The sequence below is a fragment of the Alistipes provencensis genome (assembly GCF_900083545.1).
GTDB classification, from domain to species: Bacteria; Bacteroidota; Bacteroidia; order Bacteroidales; family Rikenellaceae; genus Alistipes; species Alistipes provencensis.
This window is the reverse complement of sequence record NZ_LT559262.1, coordinates 3,201,061-3,217,640: the sequence shown is the minus strand read 5'-3', so window position 1 is coordinate 3,217,640 and position 16,580 is coordinate 3,201,061. Positions and strand designations below refer to the sequence as shown.

The 16,580-nt window shown below is 56.5% G+C and carries 14 protein-coding genes and 1 tRNA gene; 4 read left to right on the top strand and 11 right to left on the bottom strand.

The features are described 5' to 3' along the window. The 8 genes from BN5935_RS15585 to BN5935_RS12640 all read right to left on the bottom strand — a co-directional run bounded on the left by BN5935_RS15585 (position 1) and on the right by BN5935_RS12640 (position 4,724). On the bottom strand, positions 1 to 414 hold the full coding sequence (locus BN5935_RS15585) for a hypothetical protein (RefSeq protein WP_235821143.1): 414 nt from the start codon (positions 412 to 414) through the stop codon (positions 1 to 3). Between the two features lie 269 nt (positions 415 to 683). Further along, positions 684 to 977, bottom strand: coding sequence for a helix-turn-helix domain-containing protein (locus BN5935_RS12670; protein ID WP_235821098.1), 294 nt, complete (start codon positions 975 to 977; stop codon positions 684 to 686). Continuing rightward, positions 977 to 1,264: a helix-turn-helix domain-containing protein gene (locus BN5935_RS12665; RefSeq protein WP_064976414.1), complete on the bottom strand. Its 288-nt coding sequence runs from the start codon at positions 1,262 to 1,264 to the stop codon at positions 977 to 979. Before BN5935_RS12665 ends, BN5935_RS12670 begins: the two co-directional genes overlap by 1 nt. 119 nt (positions 1,265 to 1,383) lie before the next feature. Then, positions 1,384 to 2,601 (bottom strand): site-specific integrase, encoded by a 1,218-nt coding sequence (locus BN5935_RS12660; RefSeq protein ID WP_064976413.1) that lies wholly within the window; start codon positions 2,599 to 2,601, stop codon positions 1,384 to 1,386. Between the two features lie 239 nt (positions 2,602 to 2,840). After that, positions 2,841 to 2,914: transfer RNA gene (locus BN5935_RS12655), tRNA-Asp, on the bottom strand. Positions 2,915 to 2,969: 55 nt separating this feature from the next. After that, the gene (locus BN5935_RS12650) at positions 2,970 to 3,506 is read right to left on the bottom strand and encodes an RsmD family RNA methyltransferase (RefSeq protein ID WP_064976412.1); all 537 of its coding nucleotides are present in this window, start codon (positions 3,504 to 3,506) and stop codon (positions 2,970 to 2,972) included. Next, the gene (locus tag BN5935_RS12645; protein WP_235821097.1) at positions 3,497 to 4,066 is read right to left on the bottom strand and encodes a DUF3822 family protein; all 570 of its coding nucleotides are present in this window, start codon (positions 4,064 to 4,066) and stop codon (positions 3,497 to 3,499) included. Before BN5935_RS12645 ends, BN5935_RS12650 begins: the two co-directional genes overlap by 10 nt. Before the next feature lie 22 nt (positions 4,067 to 4,088). Beyond that, positions 4,089 to 4,724, bottom strand: coding sequence for a hypothetical protein (locus BN5935_RS12640; protein WP_064976410.1), 636 nt, complete (start codon positions 4,722 to 4,724; stop codon positions 4,089 to 4,091). A 48-nt stretch (positions 4,725 to 4,772) separates the two neighbouring features. Here BN5935_RS12640 and BN5935_RS12635 point away from each other — a divergent pair, with 48 nt between their 5' ends. The 3 genes from BN5935_RS12635 (at position 4,773) to mutS (ending at position 9,494) form a co-directional block, all read left to right on the top strand. Then, a complete protein-coding gene (locus BN5935_RS12635; RefSeq protein WP_064976409.1) occupies positions 4,773 to 6,188 on the top strand; it encodes an ATP-dependent DNA helicase in 1,416 nt (471 codons plus the stop codon). Further along, positions 6,181 to 6,756: a uracil-DNA glycosylase family protein gene (locus BN5935_RS12630; protein ID WP_064976408.1), complete on the top strand. Its 576-nt coding sequence runs from the start codon at positions 6,181 to 6,183 to the stop codon at positions 6,754 to 6,756. The genes BN5935_RS12635 and BN5935_RS12630 overlap by 8 nt, the downstream gene beginning before the upstream one ends. A gap of 104 nt (positions 6,757 to 6,860) precedes the next feature. Then, positions 6,861 to 9,494 carry a DNA mismatch repair protein MutS gene (gene mutS, locus BN5935_RS12625; RefSeq protein WP_204244916.1) on the top strand — a complete coding sequence of 878 codons (2,634 nt, stop codon included), beginning with the start codon at positions 6,861 to 6,863 and terminating at the stop codon, positions 9,492 to 9,494. A gap of 83 nt (positions 9,495 to 9,577) precedes the next feature. Here mutS and udk read toward each other — a convergent pair whose 3' ends face one another. The 3 genes from udk to BN5935_RS12610 all read right to left on the bottom strand — a co-directional run bounded on the left by udk (position 9,578) and on the right by BN5935_RS12610 (position 13,136). Beyond that, positions 9,578 to 10,201 carry a uridine kinase gene (gene udk, locus BN5935_RS12620; protein ID WP_204244915.1) on the bottom strand — a complete coding sequence of 208 codons (624 nt, stop codon included), beginning with the start codon at positions 10,199 to 10,201 and terminating at the stop codon, positions 9,578 to 9,580. A gap of 113 nt (positions 10,202 to 10,314) precedes the next feature. Beyond that, a complete protein-coding gene (gene gyrB / locus BN5935_RS12615; protein WP_064976405.1) occupies positions 10,315 to 12,273 on the bottom strand; it encodes a DNA topoisomerase (ATP-hydrolyzing) subunit B in 1,959 nt (652 codons plus the stop codon). Positions 12,274 to 12,392: 119 nt separating this feature from the next. After that, entirely contained in the window at positions 12,393 to 13,136 is a 744-nt protein-coding gene (locus tag BN5935_RS12610) for a cell division ATP-binding protein FtsE (protein ID WP_064976404.1), read from the bottom strand. A gap of 225 nt (positions 13,137 to 13,361) precedes the next feature. Here BN5935_RS12610 and BN5935_RS12605 point away from each other — a divergent pair, with 225 nt between their 5' ends. Then, a complete protein-coding gene (locus tag BN5935_RS12605) occupies positions 13,362 to 16,553 on the top strand; it encodes an ATP-binding protein (RefSeq protein WP_064976403.1) in 3,192 nt (1,063 codons plus the stop codon). The last annotated feature ends 27 nt before the right edge of the window (positions 16,554 to 16,580 follow it).

Sequence of the window (16,580 nt, the reverse complement as noted above, 5' to 3'; positions counted from 1 at the left end):
CTAAAAAACAGAGGATAGCTCAATACTCCGGAATGCATTCGACAAGACTTTCAACCGTATACTTAAAGAGCAACCGGCTTGTCGGAAAGATGGCGAGAAATTATTGACGCATCTGTGTTTGGGAGAGAAATCACCCATCGGGGTGAGGTGACGCGACTCGTTAATGAAGAGAGGGCTGTCCGAATTATTCGGGCAGCCCCGGTTATATTGCTCCGTCAGAGTTATCTCTCCCACATTGTTTACATATCGGAGCATATTATCACTCAGCATCCACCGAAACTTCTCCATAAGTTTTCGATCCTCTGGATTGGAGATTTTCACAGAACATAGACCGTCATTCAGTTCGCTTTCACCCTCCAGCAATTTTAATTTCTGAATAGTATAGTATCCCCGAATGAAATCCGCATAACTCATCGGCAGCCCGTGTGCCAAATCGAAGCCGTTTCCGATCAATATGATTCTGTTCATCGTCTGTTTTGCATTTTGTGGTGCATAACAAAGATAAGAATTTATCCTGCCGTGAACAAGTCTATCAAATACCAAGAGCTACCGGCCCAGCCAGCAAGATAGCTACAGTAGGCGACACTCCTATTTTGCCGATAAATACGTTGAAAACTATTTAACTACAATATTTTGACAGTAAATAAATGACAAGGAGCAGCGAGGCTTTCGCTGCTCCTTGTTTACTGGATTGTTTCGATCTGATTCTTTTTTAGTATGTTCACTATTTCAGACAGTGGATAAAGAATCTTTCCTCCGATTGTCGTATAGGGGATCACTCGCTCATCTCTATAATTCTGAAGCGAGCGCTTGCTCAATCTAAGCATGGTGCAGACTTCATTTGCTGTTAAATAGGTTTCCGTACAGAGACAGGAGGGTAGGGTATCCATCATATGGTCGATTCTTTCGAGCGCTTCCATTGCTTTCTCTCGCAGTTCCATGTATTCCGGACTGCTTCGGGTAATCCAATCATTCATCATTGCTTGGGTTTGATCAGGTTTAACTTGAGCATTCGTTTTATATCCGCTTCTCGAAAAAAGACCTTATTTCCGAGCCTTGTATAGGGAATTTTACGCTGTTGCCGAAGGTATTGCAACGCCCGTTTTGTGACATGCAAAATACGACATAGCTCTTCCTGTGTCAGCCACCCATTCGGGGTGCCGGGTGTGGTATGAACGGCCAGGCGAGTTGCTTGGGTATGCAGCCGATTGACGATTGATTTCAATTCGTCAAAGGCTGCAGCTTCAATCAGTTTGCATTCCATCTTTTTTGTTTTGAGGTTCAACAATTCCCCGACTTATCGGAGTGAACTACAAAGGAAATATAAACCTCTGAAAATGATTCGTTTGGTCCTGTGCAGGCCTACTATGGCCGGTAACCTTTCTACATGGCGATATTTTTTGCTACGATTTGCATGTCCCTCATGATCGAAGAGTCCAAAATGCGTGCGTAATGTCTTGTCATGTTGGTATTGGTACGTCCGAGCATTTTGGCCACATTGTCGATTGTGGCGCCGCTGGCGAGAGTCAGCGTTGCGAATGTGTGGCGTGCAGTGTGTGTTGACAGGTGTTTTTGGATACCGCATATGTCCGCCAGTTCCTTCAGATACATATTCATCTTCTGATTGCTGCACACGGGGAGAAGCACGCTGTGCGCCTGACAATAGGGATGTGCTTTGTAGCGGTTCAGAATCTTTCGAGCTTCCTCCAGCAAGGGAATGTTACACATGTTTTTGGTTTTCTGCCGCGCCTTTCGAATCCATTCCATTCCGTTGATATCCTTGACAATATGTTCCGGCTTCAATTGTTGTACATCCGCAAAGGCTAATCCTGTCAGGCAGCAGAAACAGAAGATATCCCGAATCTGACCAATCCGTGGAATGTCGATCTGTTTATTCAACACCTGCAGGAATTCGTGTTTTTCCAAGAAAGCCCGTTCGACCTTTTCCATATGGATATGCTTTTCCCTGAACGGATCTTTTTTCAACCATCCGTTTGTCATGGCTATGCGTATGATTTTTTTGAAGTTTTTGAGATTCTTCATCACTGTATTATGAGCGCATTTCCGGTGAATCTTCATGTAGAATTCGTAATCCTCTACTAACCGTTCGGGTAACTCATCCAGATAAAAATCCGTTTTCCCGTCCTGTCGGTTTAAAAATTCTTGTGTAATACGCAAAAGACTGTCGTATCGTTGGACGGTTGTGGGTGAAAAATCAATTCCGGACAACGCCCGGCATTTTTCATTATGCTCTTTAAATACCTCTATTAATGAATGTCGCTGAGGAGCATCCTTACCCAGATAGCGGAGTAGGACGGCCGATGCTGATATCTCCTGTCCTTCGGACTCCAATTGTCTTCTGACCTGCGTGATATTAAAAGAAATTGCATCCAACAAGCGATTGAGTTCCTTGCCTTCCTTGCTGTTTTCTACGGCCCGTCCTTTTGCAGTACACCAAAGTCGTAGCGGAATGTGGTATTTTATACTCGCATCCGCCCGTTGTCCGTTTACCGTAATTCGCATGAAGACCGGAGCCTTACCGGTCTTGTCTAATTTCGTTCTACGAATATAGAACGTCATACCGAATGTTGTTCTTTCCATAGCGCTGTTTTCACCGTTGCAAAGTTAGTTTTATAAACATCTTCTGTCAAGATGAAATACGTTGCAAATCAATGAACTAACGCTCTGTTCGGTGTACTTTCTCCGGTGCCTGAAAAGTACACCGAATAGGCCACGGCCAAACTGCTTTAAACAACTCTTTCTTGCGTATGTATAAAAACAAGAAAGCCTTATAAACGATTCGTTTACAAGGCTTTGCTGTTTTGTTCCACTGAACTCTGCGGTGCGTAGGGGACTCGAACCCCTGACCCCGTGCGTGACAGGCACGTATTCTAACCAGCTGAACTAACGCACCATTCCGGTTATTGCGAGTGCAAAGATAATGGATTTTTTTAAATCGGCAAATGCTTTTACGGCTTTTTGAAGAAAGAAAATTGCACGCTGCCGTAACTCCTTAATTGCCAGAACTCGGGATAAGCCGAAAAATCCATTTTTTTCGAGTGTTCGAAGACGAGAATGCCGCCCGGGCGAAGCAGGTCTCCCTCGAGGACCAGTTTCACGACCTGTTCGCTGCCCTCCAGATCGTAGGGGGCGTCCGAAAAAATGAGGTCGAACTGTTTGGGACAACTTTTCAGGTAGAGAAACACATTGGCTTTCACCGGGTATAGGTTCTCGATCTCCAGTTGCGCGGCAGTCTGCCGGATGAAATTGTAATGGACGGCATTGATCTCCACGGAGGTGACGCTCCGCGCCCCGCGTGACGCGAATTCATAGCTGATCGACCCCGTGCCGGCGAAGAGGTCGAGCACGTCGCACTCCTCGAAATCCACCATGTTGCCCAGCACGTTGAAGAGGTTCTCTTTGGCGAAATCGGTCGTCGGCCGCGCCCGCAGGTTCCGGGGCGGATTGATCGCCCGGCCCTTGTATTTTCCGCTTACTATTCGCATATCGCCTGTTTGAAACGTTTTCCCAGCAGTTTGCGCGCCGCTTTGGGAGCATCGCCCGTGATACGCAGCTCGAACTCCGCCAGCGGGAAACAGCCGTTCAGCCGCTCGAAGAAGTAGGCGAGGTCGGCATCCGTCTCCGCGGGCACCACCTCGGCCAGTTGCAGGGATCCGCCGTCGTATACCTTTATATATAGCAGCTCTGCGCGGCGGCACATCCATACGGTTTTGGTCGCATTGCGCGGCGTGCGGAGCAGCGGGGTGGTGAAGCGGGCCCGGTTGCCCAGTTTCGCCTGTACCAGCCGCAGGGCTTCGCGGTTTATCGCCGCGACGGCCGCATAATCCTCCTCCCGGCCGCAGCATACGGCGCATTCGTCCGCCGCCGGGGGCATACCGTTCGCCGCAAGCAGCTCTGCGGCGTGCTCCTCGTCGAACAGCTCCGCGGGGACGAGCATCGTGCGGGGCAGCAGCAGCTCTACCTGCACGGGATCGTGGCCCGCGGGTACGTCCGACAGTGCAGGGACCGAAAAAGAGTGTCCATCCAACGATCGCTGAATGGACACCGTATTGCCTGCCTGCGGCGTGTTACTCCCAGTTACCGGCCTCATTGTTTCCGGATTCCATCGAGCCGAACTTGACACCGGCATAGCGGTTGAAGTTGTTCTCCTCGTCGTCGATCAGGTTGATGACCTCCTGACGGTAGTTGATCGTGTCGAGGAACATCTTGTAGGGAGCGCGGCACTCCACGACCGGGATCACGACCTTGGATTCGGTGGTGATAACGCCGGCTTCCATGATGAACTGTGCCTTGTTATCGGTTCCGGGGATGTAGCGGAGATTCTCGACATCCTGACGGCTCACTTTCTTGGGGGCGAAAATGGTGTCGATCACGGCTACCTTGAACTTCTCAATGTTCTTCCTGCCCGACTTCTTCAGCATGGCCATCGCCACCGAGTCGTCCTCGTCCACGATCTTGCGCTCCATTTCGAGCGTGTCGGAAAGTACGAAGGCGGTCAGCGAGTCGAAGCTGCCGGTGAAATGCTGGTACTTCGACTTGAAGGCGCGCTGCGCGGTGCGGATGTCCTTGATGCGGTCGATAACCTGCGCCTTCTTCGCCTTCATTTCATCGTCGAAACGAATCGGGGTGGAGATCTGGACGTAGATAACGTAGATCAGGCCTACGATAGCTACGGCAAGAATGATTTGAAAGAGTTTTTTCATTTTAAATAAATATTTGTTATTAATTTTGCACCAATTAAAAACCGACGCATGCTCAGCACACATATCGCGACCCAAATTTACGCTAAAATTTGTTTCGAAACAACTCCCGGACAAAAAAAAATCATAGAAAAGTTGTCCGAATATCTTGCAGACGACGATTTTTCGAGGATTTTCGTGCTGAACGGCTATGCTGGCACCGGAAAAACGACGCTTATCGGAGCTTTGGTCGGAGCGCTTAAGGATTTGGGAATCAAACCCGTGCTGCTGGCGCCCACGGGCCGGGCCGCCAAGGTGCTGGCCCAATACGCTCAGGAAAAGGCTTTTACCATCCACAAACGCATCTACCGCCAGCGCACGAACGCCGATTACGAATCGAAATTCTCGCTCAATTTCAATCAGGAGCGCGGCGCGGTGTTCATCGTCGACGAGGCTTCGATGCTCTCCGATTCGTCGGGCGGCGGAGCGGTCTTCGGGAGCGGTTCGCTGCTCTCGGATTTGGTGGAGTATGTCCGCAGCGGCCGCGGGTGCCGTCTGGTGTTGGTCGGCGACAGCGCCCAGCTCCCGCCCGTGGGGGCCGATTTCAGCCCGGCGCTCGATCCCGCGTCGATGGATGCCTATGGCGACATCGTCTACGGCACGATGGACGAGGTGGTGCGGCAGGAGGCACAGTCGGGTATCCTCTTCAACGCCACGGTGGTACGCTGCATGCTCGAAAACGGCCTTTACGAGATTCCCCGCTTCCGGCTCGATTTTCCGGATGTCGAGCGGGTCGATGGCGGCGAGTTTCTCGAGAAACTGCAGGACTGCTACGCCCTCTACGGCCGCGACGAGACGATCGTCGTCACGCGCTCGAACAAGCGGGCCAACCGCTATAACGAGGGCATCCGCCGCAACGTGCTCTGCGCCGAGGAGGAGATCGAGAGCGGCGACATGCTGATGGTGGTCAAGAACAACTACTATTTCCCCAAGCATACCGAGGACTGCCCGATGAACTTCATCGCCAACGGCGACATCGCGCGGCTGAAGCGCCTGCGGCGCTTCGAAGATTTCTACGGCTTCCGCTTCGCCAACGCCGTGCTCGAATTTCCCGACTACGACAATGCGGAGATCGAGTGCAAGATCCTGCTGGACACCATCGCCTCGGAATCCCCGTCGCTCACGCGCGACGAATCGACGCGCCTGTTCTACGAGGTTGAAAAGGATTACCTCGACATCAAAAGCAAGCTCAAACGCTTTCAGGAAATCCGTGAGAATCCGCATTTTAACGCCGTTCAGGTGAAGTTTTCCTACGCCGTGACGTGCCACAAGGCGCAGGGCGGCCAGTGGCGGGCGGTCTTCATCGACCGCTGCCTGTTCGGCGACGAACCCATGACGCGCGACATGCTGCGCTGGCTCTACACGGCCCTGACGCGCGCCACCGATAAATTGTATCTTGTAAATTTCGACGATCAATTCTATGAATAGCGAACAGCACCCCCTCGAACCGTTTCTCCCCGAAAACGCCCGCCTGCTGATGCTGGGCAGCTTCCCGCCCAAGCGCATCCGCTGGTCGATGGAGTTCTTCTATCCCAACCTGCAAAACGATATGTGGCGCATCGTGGGCTATCTGGCGACGGGCGACAAGATGCACTTTCTGGAGCCCGGCGGACGGCGTTTCGACAAGGGGCGCATCGAGGCGTTCTGCCGCGAGCGGGGCATTGCGCTCTACGACACGGCCGTAGAGGTTATCCGCCTGAAAGACAATGCGTCGGACAATTTTCTTCAAGTGGTGCGTGAAGTGGATTTAGAAGCCCTGCTGGCCCGCATCCCGGCCTGCGGGAACATCGTCACCACAGGCCAGAAAGCCACCGATACGCTGCGTGCCGTCACGGGCTGCGACGAGCCGGCGGTGGGCGAGTGGGTGGCGATGCGCTTTGCCGGCCGCGACCTGAAACTGTGGCGCATGCCCTCCTCGTCGCGGGCCTATCCGCGCCCCGTGGAGTGGAAAGCCGAATTTTACCGGAAAGTCTTCTCCGAAAGCGGGATCATTTAGCGCATATTTCGAAAAAATCCGCTATCTTTGTTGTATAAATTATACAATATTCTATTTTGACCTCAGATAAGAAAATCGACAAAAAATATGTCGAGACGCCCTTGATGAAGCAATATTACTCCATCAAGGCGGTGCACCCCGACGCCATACTGCTGTTCCGCGTGGGCGACTTTTACGAGACCTTCGGCGACGACGCGATCAAGGCCAGCGGCATTCTGGGCATCACGCTCACGCGCCGCGCCAACGGATCGGCGACGTATGTCGAGTTGGCGGGATTTCCCTACCACGCCATTGACACCTACCTGCCCAAGCTGGTGCGGGCCGGCGAGCGCGTGGCCATCTGCGAGCAGTTGGAGGACCCCAAGACGGTGAAGGGTCTCGTCAAGCGCGGCGTCATCGAGCTGGTGACCCCGGGTATCGTGCTGGGGGACAACATTCTGGCCAACAAGGAGAACAACTTCATCGCGTCGGTCTATTTCGGCCGGCAGACCACGGGTGTGGCTTTTCTGGACATCTCCACGGGCGAGTTCTATGTGGCCGAGGGTTCGGACAGCTATGTCGACAAACTGATTTCGAACCTCCAACCCAAGGAGGTGGTCTACCAGCGCGGCTATGAGGACCGTTTTTCCGGCTCGTTCGGGTCGAAACTCTATACCTACCGCCTCGACGAGTGGGTCTTTTCGGAGGATGTCAACCGCGAGAAGCTCTGCAAGCAGTTCGGGACCAAATCGCTGAAAGGTTTCGGCGTGGAGCAGTTCTCCAGCGGCATTTCGGCCGCCGGGGCCATTCTCTACTACCTCGAATTTACCGAGCACCGCGAGACGGGGCATATCGCCTCCATCGCGCGCATCGATCAGGACGACTATGTGTGGGTCGACAAGTTCACGATTCGCAATCTGGAGCTTTTTTCGTCGAACGGCGCGCGTGAGAAGTGCAGCTTCGCCGACGTGATCGACCGCACGCTGACCCCGATGGGCGGGCGCCTGCTGAAACGCTGGATCGCCATGCCGATCAAGGACCCCGCGCGGATCAACGAGCGGCTGGACGTGGTGGAGCGCTTCCTGAAAGATGCGGACTTGGCCGACGTTATCCGCGAACAGGTGGCGCTGGTGGGCGATCTGGAACGCATTGCGGGGCGTATTGCGGCCCAGCGGGTCACGCCGCGCGAACTGGTGCAGCTCAAGAATTCGCTGGGAGCCATCGAGACCCTCAAGGCCGCCTTGGAGTCGACCGACGACGACCGCCTGCATGCGCTGGCGGGGCAGATCGATGTGTTGGCTGAGGTCCGCGACCGTATCGCTCGCGAGATTTATCCCGATCCGCAGAACAACCAGATACAGAAGGGCGGCGTGATCGCCGACGGGGTCGATCCCGAGCTGGACGACCTGCGGCGCATCGCCCTCCACGGCAAGGATTACCTCGCGCGCATCCAGCAGCGCGAGAGCGAGACGACGGGTATTCCGTCGCTCAAGATCAGCTACAACAACGTTTTCGGCTATTATATCGAGGTCCGCAACGCTCACAAGGACAAGGTTCCCGAAGCGTGGATTCGCAAACAGACCCTTGCCAATGCCGAGCGCTACATTACCGAGGAGCTCAAGGAGTATGAAGAAAAAATCCTCGGCGCCGAAGAGAAGATGCTCGTTCTGGAGCAGCGCATCTATGCCGAGATCATGGCGTTCATTTGCGGCTCGCTGGCGCCGATGTTGCGCGACGCTGCCGCGGTGGCCCGCATCGACTGTCTGCAATCCTTCGCGCGGCTGGCCTGCGAGCGGCGCTATGTGCGTCCGGTGCTCGACGACGGCAAACTCATCGACATCCGGCAGGGCCGCCATCCGGTGATCGAGACCCTGATGCCCGTGGGGGAGGAGTATATCCCCAACGATGTGATGCTCGACGACAAGCAGCAGCAGATCATGATGATAACGGGTCCCAACATGTCGGGTAAGTCGGCGCTGCTGCGCCAGACGGCTCTCATCATCCTGATGGCCCAGATGGGGTGCTACGTCCCCGCGAAAGCGGCCCATATCGGCGTCGTGGACAAAATTTTCACCCGCGTCGGGGCTTCGGACAACATTTCGCAGGGCGAATCGACCTTCATGGTCGAGATGCTCGAGTCGGCCAGCATCCTCAATAACATTTCCGACCGCAGTATCGTGCTGCTGGACGAGATCGGCCGCGGTACATCGACCTACGACGGCATTTCGATCGCTTGGGCGATGGTCGAATACCTCCACAACCACCCCTCGGCCCATGCCAAGACGCTTTTCGCCACGCACTACCACGAGCTGAACGAGATGGAGCAGATGTGCCCCCGGGTGAAGAACTTCCACGTTTCGGTCAAGGAGATGGGCAACCAGATCGTTTTCCTGCGCAAACTGGAGCGCGGCGGTACGGAGCATTCGTTCGGTATCCACGTCGCCCGCATGGCCGGCATGCCGGCGTCGATCGTCTCGCGGGCCGACGAAATCCTGCGCAACCTCGAACTGGTCTACGGCAGCAACGAGATCGTGCCGAGCCGCAGCCTCAAGGAGCGGGGGCGCAAGCCCACGGCGCAGGCCGTGAAGGAAGCTGCCGAGAGCGCCGGACCGCAGAATATGCAACTGTCGATGTTCCAGTTGGACGACCCCGTGCTGGTGCAGATCCGCGACCAGATCAAGGGGCTCGACATCAATTCGCTGACCCCGATCGAGGCGCTCAATAAACTCAACGAAATCAAGAAGATAACCGGCATCTGATAAAGTATCGCTTCAGGTGAATATGCAACAGCCCCGGAACTCTCTCAGGAGAAGTCCGGGGCTGTCGTTTTGGCCGAAATCGGCTATCGGCTGCCCATGATCAGCGAGCGGATGTTCTGAATCAGCATCGTGACGGCTACCGAGTTGAAGCCGCCTTCGGGAATGATGACGTCGGCGTATTTCTTCGACGGCTCGACGAACTCGTCGTGCATCGGTTTCACGGTCGAGGTGTACTGCGTAATGACCGACTGCATCGTCCGTCCGCGTTCGCAGACGTCGCGCAGGATACGCCGTGCCAAGCGGATGTCAGCGTCGGTGTCCACATAGACCTTGATGTCCATCAGTTCGCGGAGTTCCCGGTTCTCGAAAATCAGAATGCCGTCGACGATAATCACTTTCGACGGTTTCACAAAGACAGTCTCCGCAGTGCGGTCGTGGTCGACGAACGAGTAGACCGGGTGCTCGACGGGTACGTTGTTTTTCAGCGCCTTGATATGTTCCACGAGCATCTCCGTGTCGAAAGCCTGCGGATGGTCGTAGTTGAGTTTCGTGCGCTCCTCGTAGTTGAGTTCGGGGTGCGCCTTGTAGTAGTAGTCGTGGCAAAGCGTCACGACGTCGTCGCCCACGAATGCCTCTTGCAGACGCTTGACGAGCGTCGACTTTCCCGAGCCGGTTCCTCCGGCGACTCCGATTACCGTTACGTCCATGGTTATCAGTAGGTTTTGTGTTGTTCAGTCCTCTTGCACAAACGGGCGGAAGCGCAAATCCGAATCGATTCGCCACGTCCGCCCGTTGCCCTTAAGCCCGCTTCCCGAGCGGGTTATGCGTCGATGTTCGCGTAATGCGCGTTCTTCTCGATGAACTCGCGGCGGGGCGGCACCTCGTCGCCCATCAGCATCGAGAAGATGCGGTCGGCTTCGGCGGCGTTCTCGATGTTCACCTGACGCAGGATGCGCGTGTCGGGGTTCATCGTCGTCTCCCACAACTGGTGGGCGTTCATCTCACCGAGACCTTTGTAACGCTGCACATGCGATCCCTTGCCGAATTCGGCCGTGATGTCGTCGCGCTCCTTCTCGGTCCAGCAGTAACGCTCCTGCTTGCCTTTCTTCACGAGGTAAAGGGGCGGGGTGGCGATATAGACGTGGCCGTTCTCGATCAGCTCCTTCATCTTGCGGAAGAAGAATGTCAGCATCAGCGTGGCGATGTGGCTTCCGTCGACGTCGGCATCGGTCATGATGATGATCTTGTCGTAGCGCAACTTCTCGAGGTTCAGGGCCTTGGAGTCCTCCTCGGTGCCGATCGTGACGCCGAGGGCCGTGAACATGTTCTTGATCTCCTCGTTCTCCCACATGCGGTGCTCCTGCGCCTTCTCGATGTTCAGAATCTTACCGCGCAGCGGCATGATGGCCTGAAAGTTACGGTCACGGCCCGACTTGGCCGTACCGCCTGCCGAGTCACCCTCGACGAAGAAGATCTCGGCGATCGAACGGTCGCGGCTCGAGCAGTCGGCCAGCTTGCCCGGGAGTCCGGCTCCCGACAGCACGGTCTTGCGCTGCACCAGTTCGCGGGCGTGGCGGGCGGCATGGCGGGCCGTGGCGGCCAGAATCACCTTCTGTACGATGGCTTTGGCGTCCTTGGGGTTCTCCTCGAGGTACTGGCCCAGTGCCGTGGTCAGCGCCTGATCGACGGCGGCCGAAACCTCGTCGTTGCCCAGCTTGGTCTTGGTCTGTCCCTCGAACTGCGGCTCCTGCACCTTCACCGACACGACGGCCGTGAGGCCCTCGCGGAAATCGTCGCCGTTGATGTCGAACTTCAGCTTGGCCAGCATGCCCGAATCCTCGGCGTATTTCTTGAGCGTGCGGGTCAGCGCACGGCGGAAACCCGTCAGGTGCGTACCGCCCTCGATGGTGTTGATGTTATTTACATAGGAGTGCACGTTCTCCGAGAACGAGTCGTTGTACTGCATGGCCACCTCCACCGGGACGCCGTTCTTCTCGGTGTCGAGGTAGATGATCTGCTCGACGATCGGCGTGCCGCGCGTGGCGTCGAGGTATTTCACGAACTCCTTCAGTCCCTCTTCCGAATAGAAGTGGTCCTCGCGGGTCTTGCCCTCCTCGTCGGGACGCTTGTCGTAGAGGTTCAGGCTGATGCCCTTGTTCAGGAACGCCAGCTCGCGCAGGCGGTTGGCCAGAATCTCGTATTTGTATTCGGTGGTATGCGTGAAGATCGTATCGTCGGGTTTGAACGTAATGGTCGTACCGCGGTCCGTACATTCGCCGACGACCTCGACCTGCGAGGTCGGGGCGCCCTTGCTGTACGTCTGGCGGTAGATCTTACCGTCGCGGCTGTGAATCTCGGCGATCAGCAGGTTCGAAAGCGCGTTGACGCACGATACACCCACGCCGTGCAGACCGCCCGAGACCTTGTAGCTGCCCTTGTCGAACTTACCGCCGGCGTGCAGCACCGTCAGTACCACTTCGAGCGCCGATTTGCCCTCCTTCTCGTGGTAGTCGGTGGGGATACCGCGTCCGTTGTCCCTGACGGTGATCGAGTTGTCCTCGTTGATCGTCACGTCGATGTCGGTGCAATAGCCCGCCAGCGCCTCGTCGATCGAGTTGTCCACGACCTCGTAAACGAGGTGGTGGAGACCCTTTTCGCCGATGTCGCCGATGTACATGGCAGGACGCTTGCGCACCGCTTCGAGGCCCTCGAGGACCTGAATGTTCGACGCAGAGTATTCTTCTTCTTGCTTTTTTACGTTTTCTAATTCGGTACTCATCGTAGTCTTTAAAATATCGTACAAATATACGAAATAATTCCGGATAAAACAAGTGTCCGGAAAAGCCTTTACATTCGATTTTTTCGCCTGTTTGTTCGCTTTGCGGCCGGCATGCGGAATTACGCCAGTTCGGCCTTGAGGTCCACTTCGCGGATTTTGCCCTGCGCGAAGAGCACGGCGCGGGCAGGGTAGTTCTCGATCAGGGCGGTGTTGTGCGTCGACATCACCACGGCGCAGCCCTGCGAGGCGATCTTCTGGAACAACTGCATGATGCCGTCGGCCGTCAGGGGGTCGAGGTTGCCCGTGGGCTCGTCGGCCAGCAGCACCTGCGGGTCGTTCAGCAGGGCGCGGGCGATCACCAGCCGCTGCTGTTCGCCGCCCGAGAGTTCGAACGGCATCTTGTAGCTCTTGGCGCCGAGTTCCACCAGCCCCAGCACCCGGTCGATGCGTTCGCGGATCTCCTGCTCACGCTTCCAACCCGTGGCCTTCATCACATAGTAGAGGTTCATGAAGACGTTGCGGTCGGTGAGCAACTGATAGTCTTGAAAGACGATACCGATGCGGCGGCGCAGGTAGGGGATGTCGCGGCGGCGCAGGCGGCGCAGGTCGAAACCGGCGACATATCCCTCGCCCGTGAGCAGTTGCATTTCGGCATAGAGCGTTTTGAGCAGGGAACTTTTTCCGCTTCCGACGCGGCCGATTAAGTATACGAACTCACCCGGTGCGACCGAGAGGTTGATCTCCGAAAGGACCATCTCCCCGTGTCGCAGGAGTTTTTTTTCCGGACGGCTCCCGAACGGATCGTCGGCATGGTAGATCGCCGCGTCGCGGAGCCGGACAACATATTTGTTATCTGTCTGCATGCTGATATTAAAGTGTCGTTGCGACACCAAAGATACGCAAAATATCGTCCCGTAAAACACCCCGGCACAAAAAAAGCACCGTCGGGACTTCTGTGCGTGTTTGGCTCGGATAAAAGGGCCGAATACGGGTATTTATGGACGTTTCTGTATAGAAAAACGCACGTTTTTATTTGCAAATCCGGTGGCGGATGCCTACTTTTGTCCCAATATCTGAGGGAATTATAGATGAAAGAAGAAGAGATACTGCGGGCGGTATTGAAGGATGCCAAGACCGGCTGGTGGGAAGCGGATATGACGCGGCGGATATTTCACATGTCCGATTTTTTGCAGAATATGCTCTGTTATCCCACTCCGGAGGTAGGATTCGACGAGATAAAAAGCCTTATTCCGGAGGCGTATGCGAAAATATCCGGCCCGGGTAATTGTCTGCTGCAGGATGCCCATACGCTGAAACGCGCCATTCCGCTGATCGCCCCCGACGGGCATCGGCTGTGGCTGCAATGGAAGGTGATAGGCCGCGAGACGACTCCCGACGGACGCGATGTCATGACCGGTTATGTGCAGCAGACGCAACTCGAACAGCCGGCGGACGGGCAGGACCGCGCCCGGATCGACGACCTGCTCTACCGGCTCAACAGCATTTCGCACACGCTGCTCGCGCTGCTGCACAGCGACAGGACCCGCGATACGGTCAACAAGATTCTGTACGAGGTGCTTACGATGTTCCGCGGCGACCGGGCCTACATCATCGAATTCGACTGGGAACAGCGCACCCACAACTGTGCTTATGAAGTGACGGCGGCGGGGGTTTCCAGTGAGCAGGACCGCCTCAGTTCGCTTCCGATGGAGGATTTCCCGTGGTGGACGGAGCACGTTTCGCAGGGTAATTCCATCATTCTTTCCGACATCAGCGACCTGCCTTCCGAGGCGGCGGGCGAACACGACCTGCTGATGGCGCAGGATATCAAGTCGCTGCTCATCATGCCGCTGGCTTCGCGGGACAAGGTCTGGGGCTATGCCGGCATCGACATCGTCGACGGACACCGCGAGTGGACCGACGAGGACTGCCAGTGGTTCGCGTCGCTGGTCAACATCATCGGGCTATGCCTCGACCTGCAGCGTTCCGAACAGGCGGCGCAGGCCGACCGGCTCTATCTGCAAAACCTCTACCGCCACATGCCGCTGGGTTATGTCCGGGTGAAGATGCTCCGCGACGAAGCCGGGAGACTGGGCGACTACCGGGTGCTCGACTCGAACGAGGCGGCCGACCGGATTCTGGAGCTTCCCCGCGAAGCCTATGTCGGACACTGCGCTTCGGAACTGGGCGGCGATCTGACACTGTTGCTGGATGATGCCTCGAAGGTATTCGAAACGGGCGAGTATGTCGACGGCAACATCACGCTGGAGCGCGTGAAACGCTACCTGCACTATGTTCTCTACTCCACCTGCGAGGACGAGGTCGTGGCTTTCTTCTCGGACCAGACCGAAGTGCATCAGGCTCACGAGGTGCTCTACCGCAACGAGCGTTTCCTGCGCAACATCTTCGACAACATTCAGGTCGGCGTGGAGCTTTACGCCCCGGACGGTTCGCTGGTCGACATCAACAACAAGGACATGGAGATTTTCGGCGTGACCCGTGAGGAGGCTCTCGGACTCAATTTCTTCGAGAATCCGCTCGTTCCGCAGGAGGTGCGCGACGGAGTTCGCGCCGGGCGCGAGCAGGCGTTCCGGATCAACTATCCGTTCGACCGGCTCAACGGCTACTACACGTCGGCCAAGACCGGCTTTCTGGAGATATACACCACGGTCAACATGCTCTACGACATCGAGGGGAACATCTGCAACTTCATGCTGATCAACATCGACAACACCGAGATCAACCGCGCCCACACGCGGCTGGCGGAGTTCGAGAGTTCGTTCGCGCTGGTCAGCAAACTGGGCAAGATGGGCTTCTGCCGCTTCGACCTGCTGGAGCGCGAGGGCAGCGGGGTGCCCCAGTGGTACCGCAACCTCGGGGAGCAGCCCGACACGCCGCTCAACCAGATTCTCGGCGTCTACAACCACGTCGATCCCGTCGACAAGGCGGCGATCCTCGAGAATATCGCCCGCGTCAAGGCCGGGACGTCGGACAGCTTCAACCTCGACCTGCATATCCTGAATGACGACGGCACGGAGAAATGGACGCGCATCAACGTGGTGCGCAACCCGATGAACAACGATCCGTCGAAGATCGAGATGGTCTGTGTCAACTACGACATCTCGGAGCTGAAGATGACCGAAAAGAACCTGATCGAGGCCAAGAACAAGGCCGAAGTCAGCGACCGGCTCAAATCGGCCTTCTTGGCCAACATGAGCCACGAGATACGCACGCCGCTGAACGCCATCGTGGGATTCTCGAACCTGCTGACCGAAGCCGAAGACCCCGAGGAGCGGCGCGACTACCTGCGTGTGGTCGAGGAGAACAACGATCTGCTGCTTACGCTGATATCCGATATCCTCGACCTTTCGAAGATCGAGGCCGGAACGTTCGACTTCAACTACGGGTCGGTCGACGTGAACCAGATGTGCGAGGAGGTGGTGCGCTCGCTGAGCCTCAAGGTGCAGGGGCGTCCCGTCGAATTGCGCTTCGTCGGTCCCGGCGGCCCCTGCTTCATACTGGGCGACAAGGGCCGCCTGACGCAGGTCATCACCAACTTCATCAACAACGCCGTCAAATTCACCGCCGAGGGCAGCATCACGCTGAGCTACACGGTCGAGGGGGATCAGGTGCGCTTTGCGGTCGCGGACACCGGTTCGGGCATCGACAAGGAGCATCTGGCCAACATCTTCGAACGTTTCGTCAAGCTCAACAGCTTCGTGCAGGGCACGGGTCTCGGCCTGTCGATCTCGAAGTCGATCGTCGAGCAGATGGGCGGCCGGATCGGTGTCGAATCGGAGCTGGGCAAGGGTGCCTGCTTCTGGTTTACGGTGCCGATGGGAATTCCCGAAGAGCTTCCGGGCTCCGAGGTCACCTATCCGCAGCAGGTGTCCGCACTGTCGGTGACCCGCAGCGGACACCGTCCCGTGCTGCTGATCGCCGAGGACACGGACAGCAACTACCTGCTGCTGTCGCTGATGCTCAAAAAGGAGTACGAGGTGATCCGCGCCAGCAACGGCGAGGAGGCCGTGCGGCTGTGCGAACAGCTTCAGCCCGATGCCGTGCTGATGGACATCCAGATGCCCGTGATGGATGGTCTGAAGGCCACGCGGCAGATCCGCGGGACGGGAAGCCATGTGCCGATCATCGCCGTGACGGCCTACGCCTACGACCGGGACCGCCAGAAAGCCCTCGAAGCCGGGTGCAACGAATACCTCGCCAAGCCCCTCACGGGCGACACGCTGCGGCAGACGCTGCGCAGGTTGCTTTCGGGCGAATAGCGGGGTTGTCCGGCGGGCGCGGTGCGG

What these genes read in the sequence shown, in the direction of transcription:
- BN5935_RS12605 (WP_064976403.1), top strand. Translation starts at nt 13,362, where the DNA reads ATGAAAGAAGAAGAGATACTGCGGGCGGTATTGAAGGATGCCAAGACC.
- gyrB (WP_064976405.1), bottom strand. Translation starts at nt 12,273, where the DNA reads ATGAGTACCGAATTAGAAAACGTAAAAAAGCAAGAAGAAGAATACTCT.
- BN5935_RS12630 (WP_064976408.1), top strand. Translation starts at nt 6,181, where the DNA reads ATGAATAGCGAACAGCACCCCCTCGAACCGTTTCTCCCCGAAAACGCC.
- BN5935_RS15585 (WP_235821143.1), bottom strand. Translation starts at nt 414, where the DNA reads ATGAGTTATGCGGATTTCATTCGGGGATACTATACTATTCAGAAATTA.
- BN5935_RS12660 (WP_064976413.1), bottom strand. Translation starts at nt 2,601, where the DNA reads ATGGAAAGAACAACATTCGGTATGACGTTCTATATTCGTAGAACGAAA.
- BN5935_RS12650 (WP_064976412.1), bottom strand. Translation starts at nt 3,506, where the DNA reads ATGCGAATAGTAAGCGGAAAATACAAGGGCCGGGCGATCAATCCGCCC.
- BN5935_RS12635 (WP_064976409.1), top strand. Translation starts at nt 4,773, where the DNA reads ATGCTCAGCACACATATCGCGACCCAAATTTACGCTAAAATTTGTTTC.
- udk (WP_204244915.1), bottom strand. Translation starts at nt 10,201, where the DNA reads ATGGACGTAACGGTAATCGGAGTCGCCGGAGGAACCGGCTCGGGAAAG.
- BN5935_RS12670 (WP_235821098.1), bottom strand. Translation starts at nt 977, where the DNA reads ATGAATGATTGGATTACCCGAAGCAGTCCGGAATACATGGAACTGCGA.
- BN5935_RS12640 (WP_064976410.1), bottom strand. Translation starts at nt 4,724, where the DNA reads ATGAAAAAACTCTTTCAAATCATTCTTGCCGTAGCTATCGTAGGCCTG.
- mutS (WP_204244916.1), top strand. Translation starts at nt 6,861, where the DNA reads ATGAAGCAATATTACTCCATCAAGGCGGTGCACCCCGACGCCATACTG.
- BN5935_RS12665 (WP_064976414.1), bottom strand. Translation starts at nt 1,264, where the DNA reads ATGGAATGCAAACTGATTGAAGCTGCAGCCTTTGACGAATTGAAATCA.
- BN5935_RS12610 (WP_064976404.1), bottom strand. Translation starts at nt 13,136, where the DNA reads ATGCAGACAGATAACAAATATGTTGTCCGGCTCCGCGACGCGGCGATC.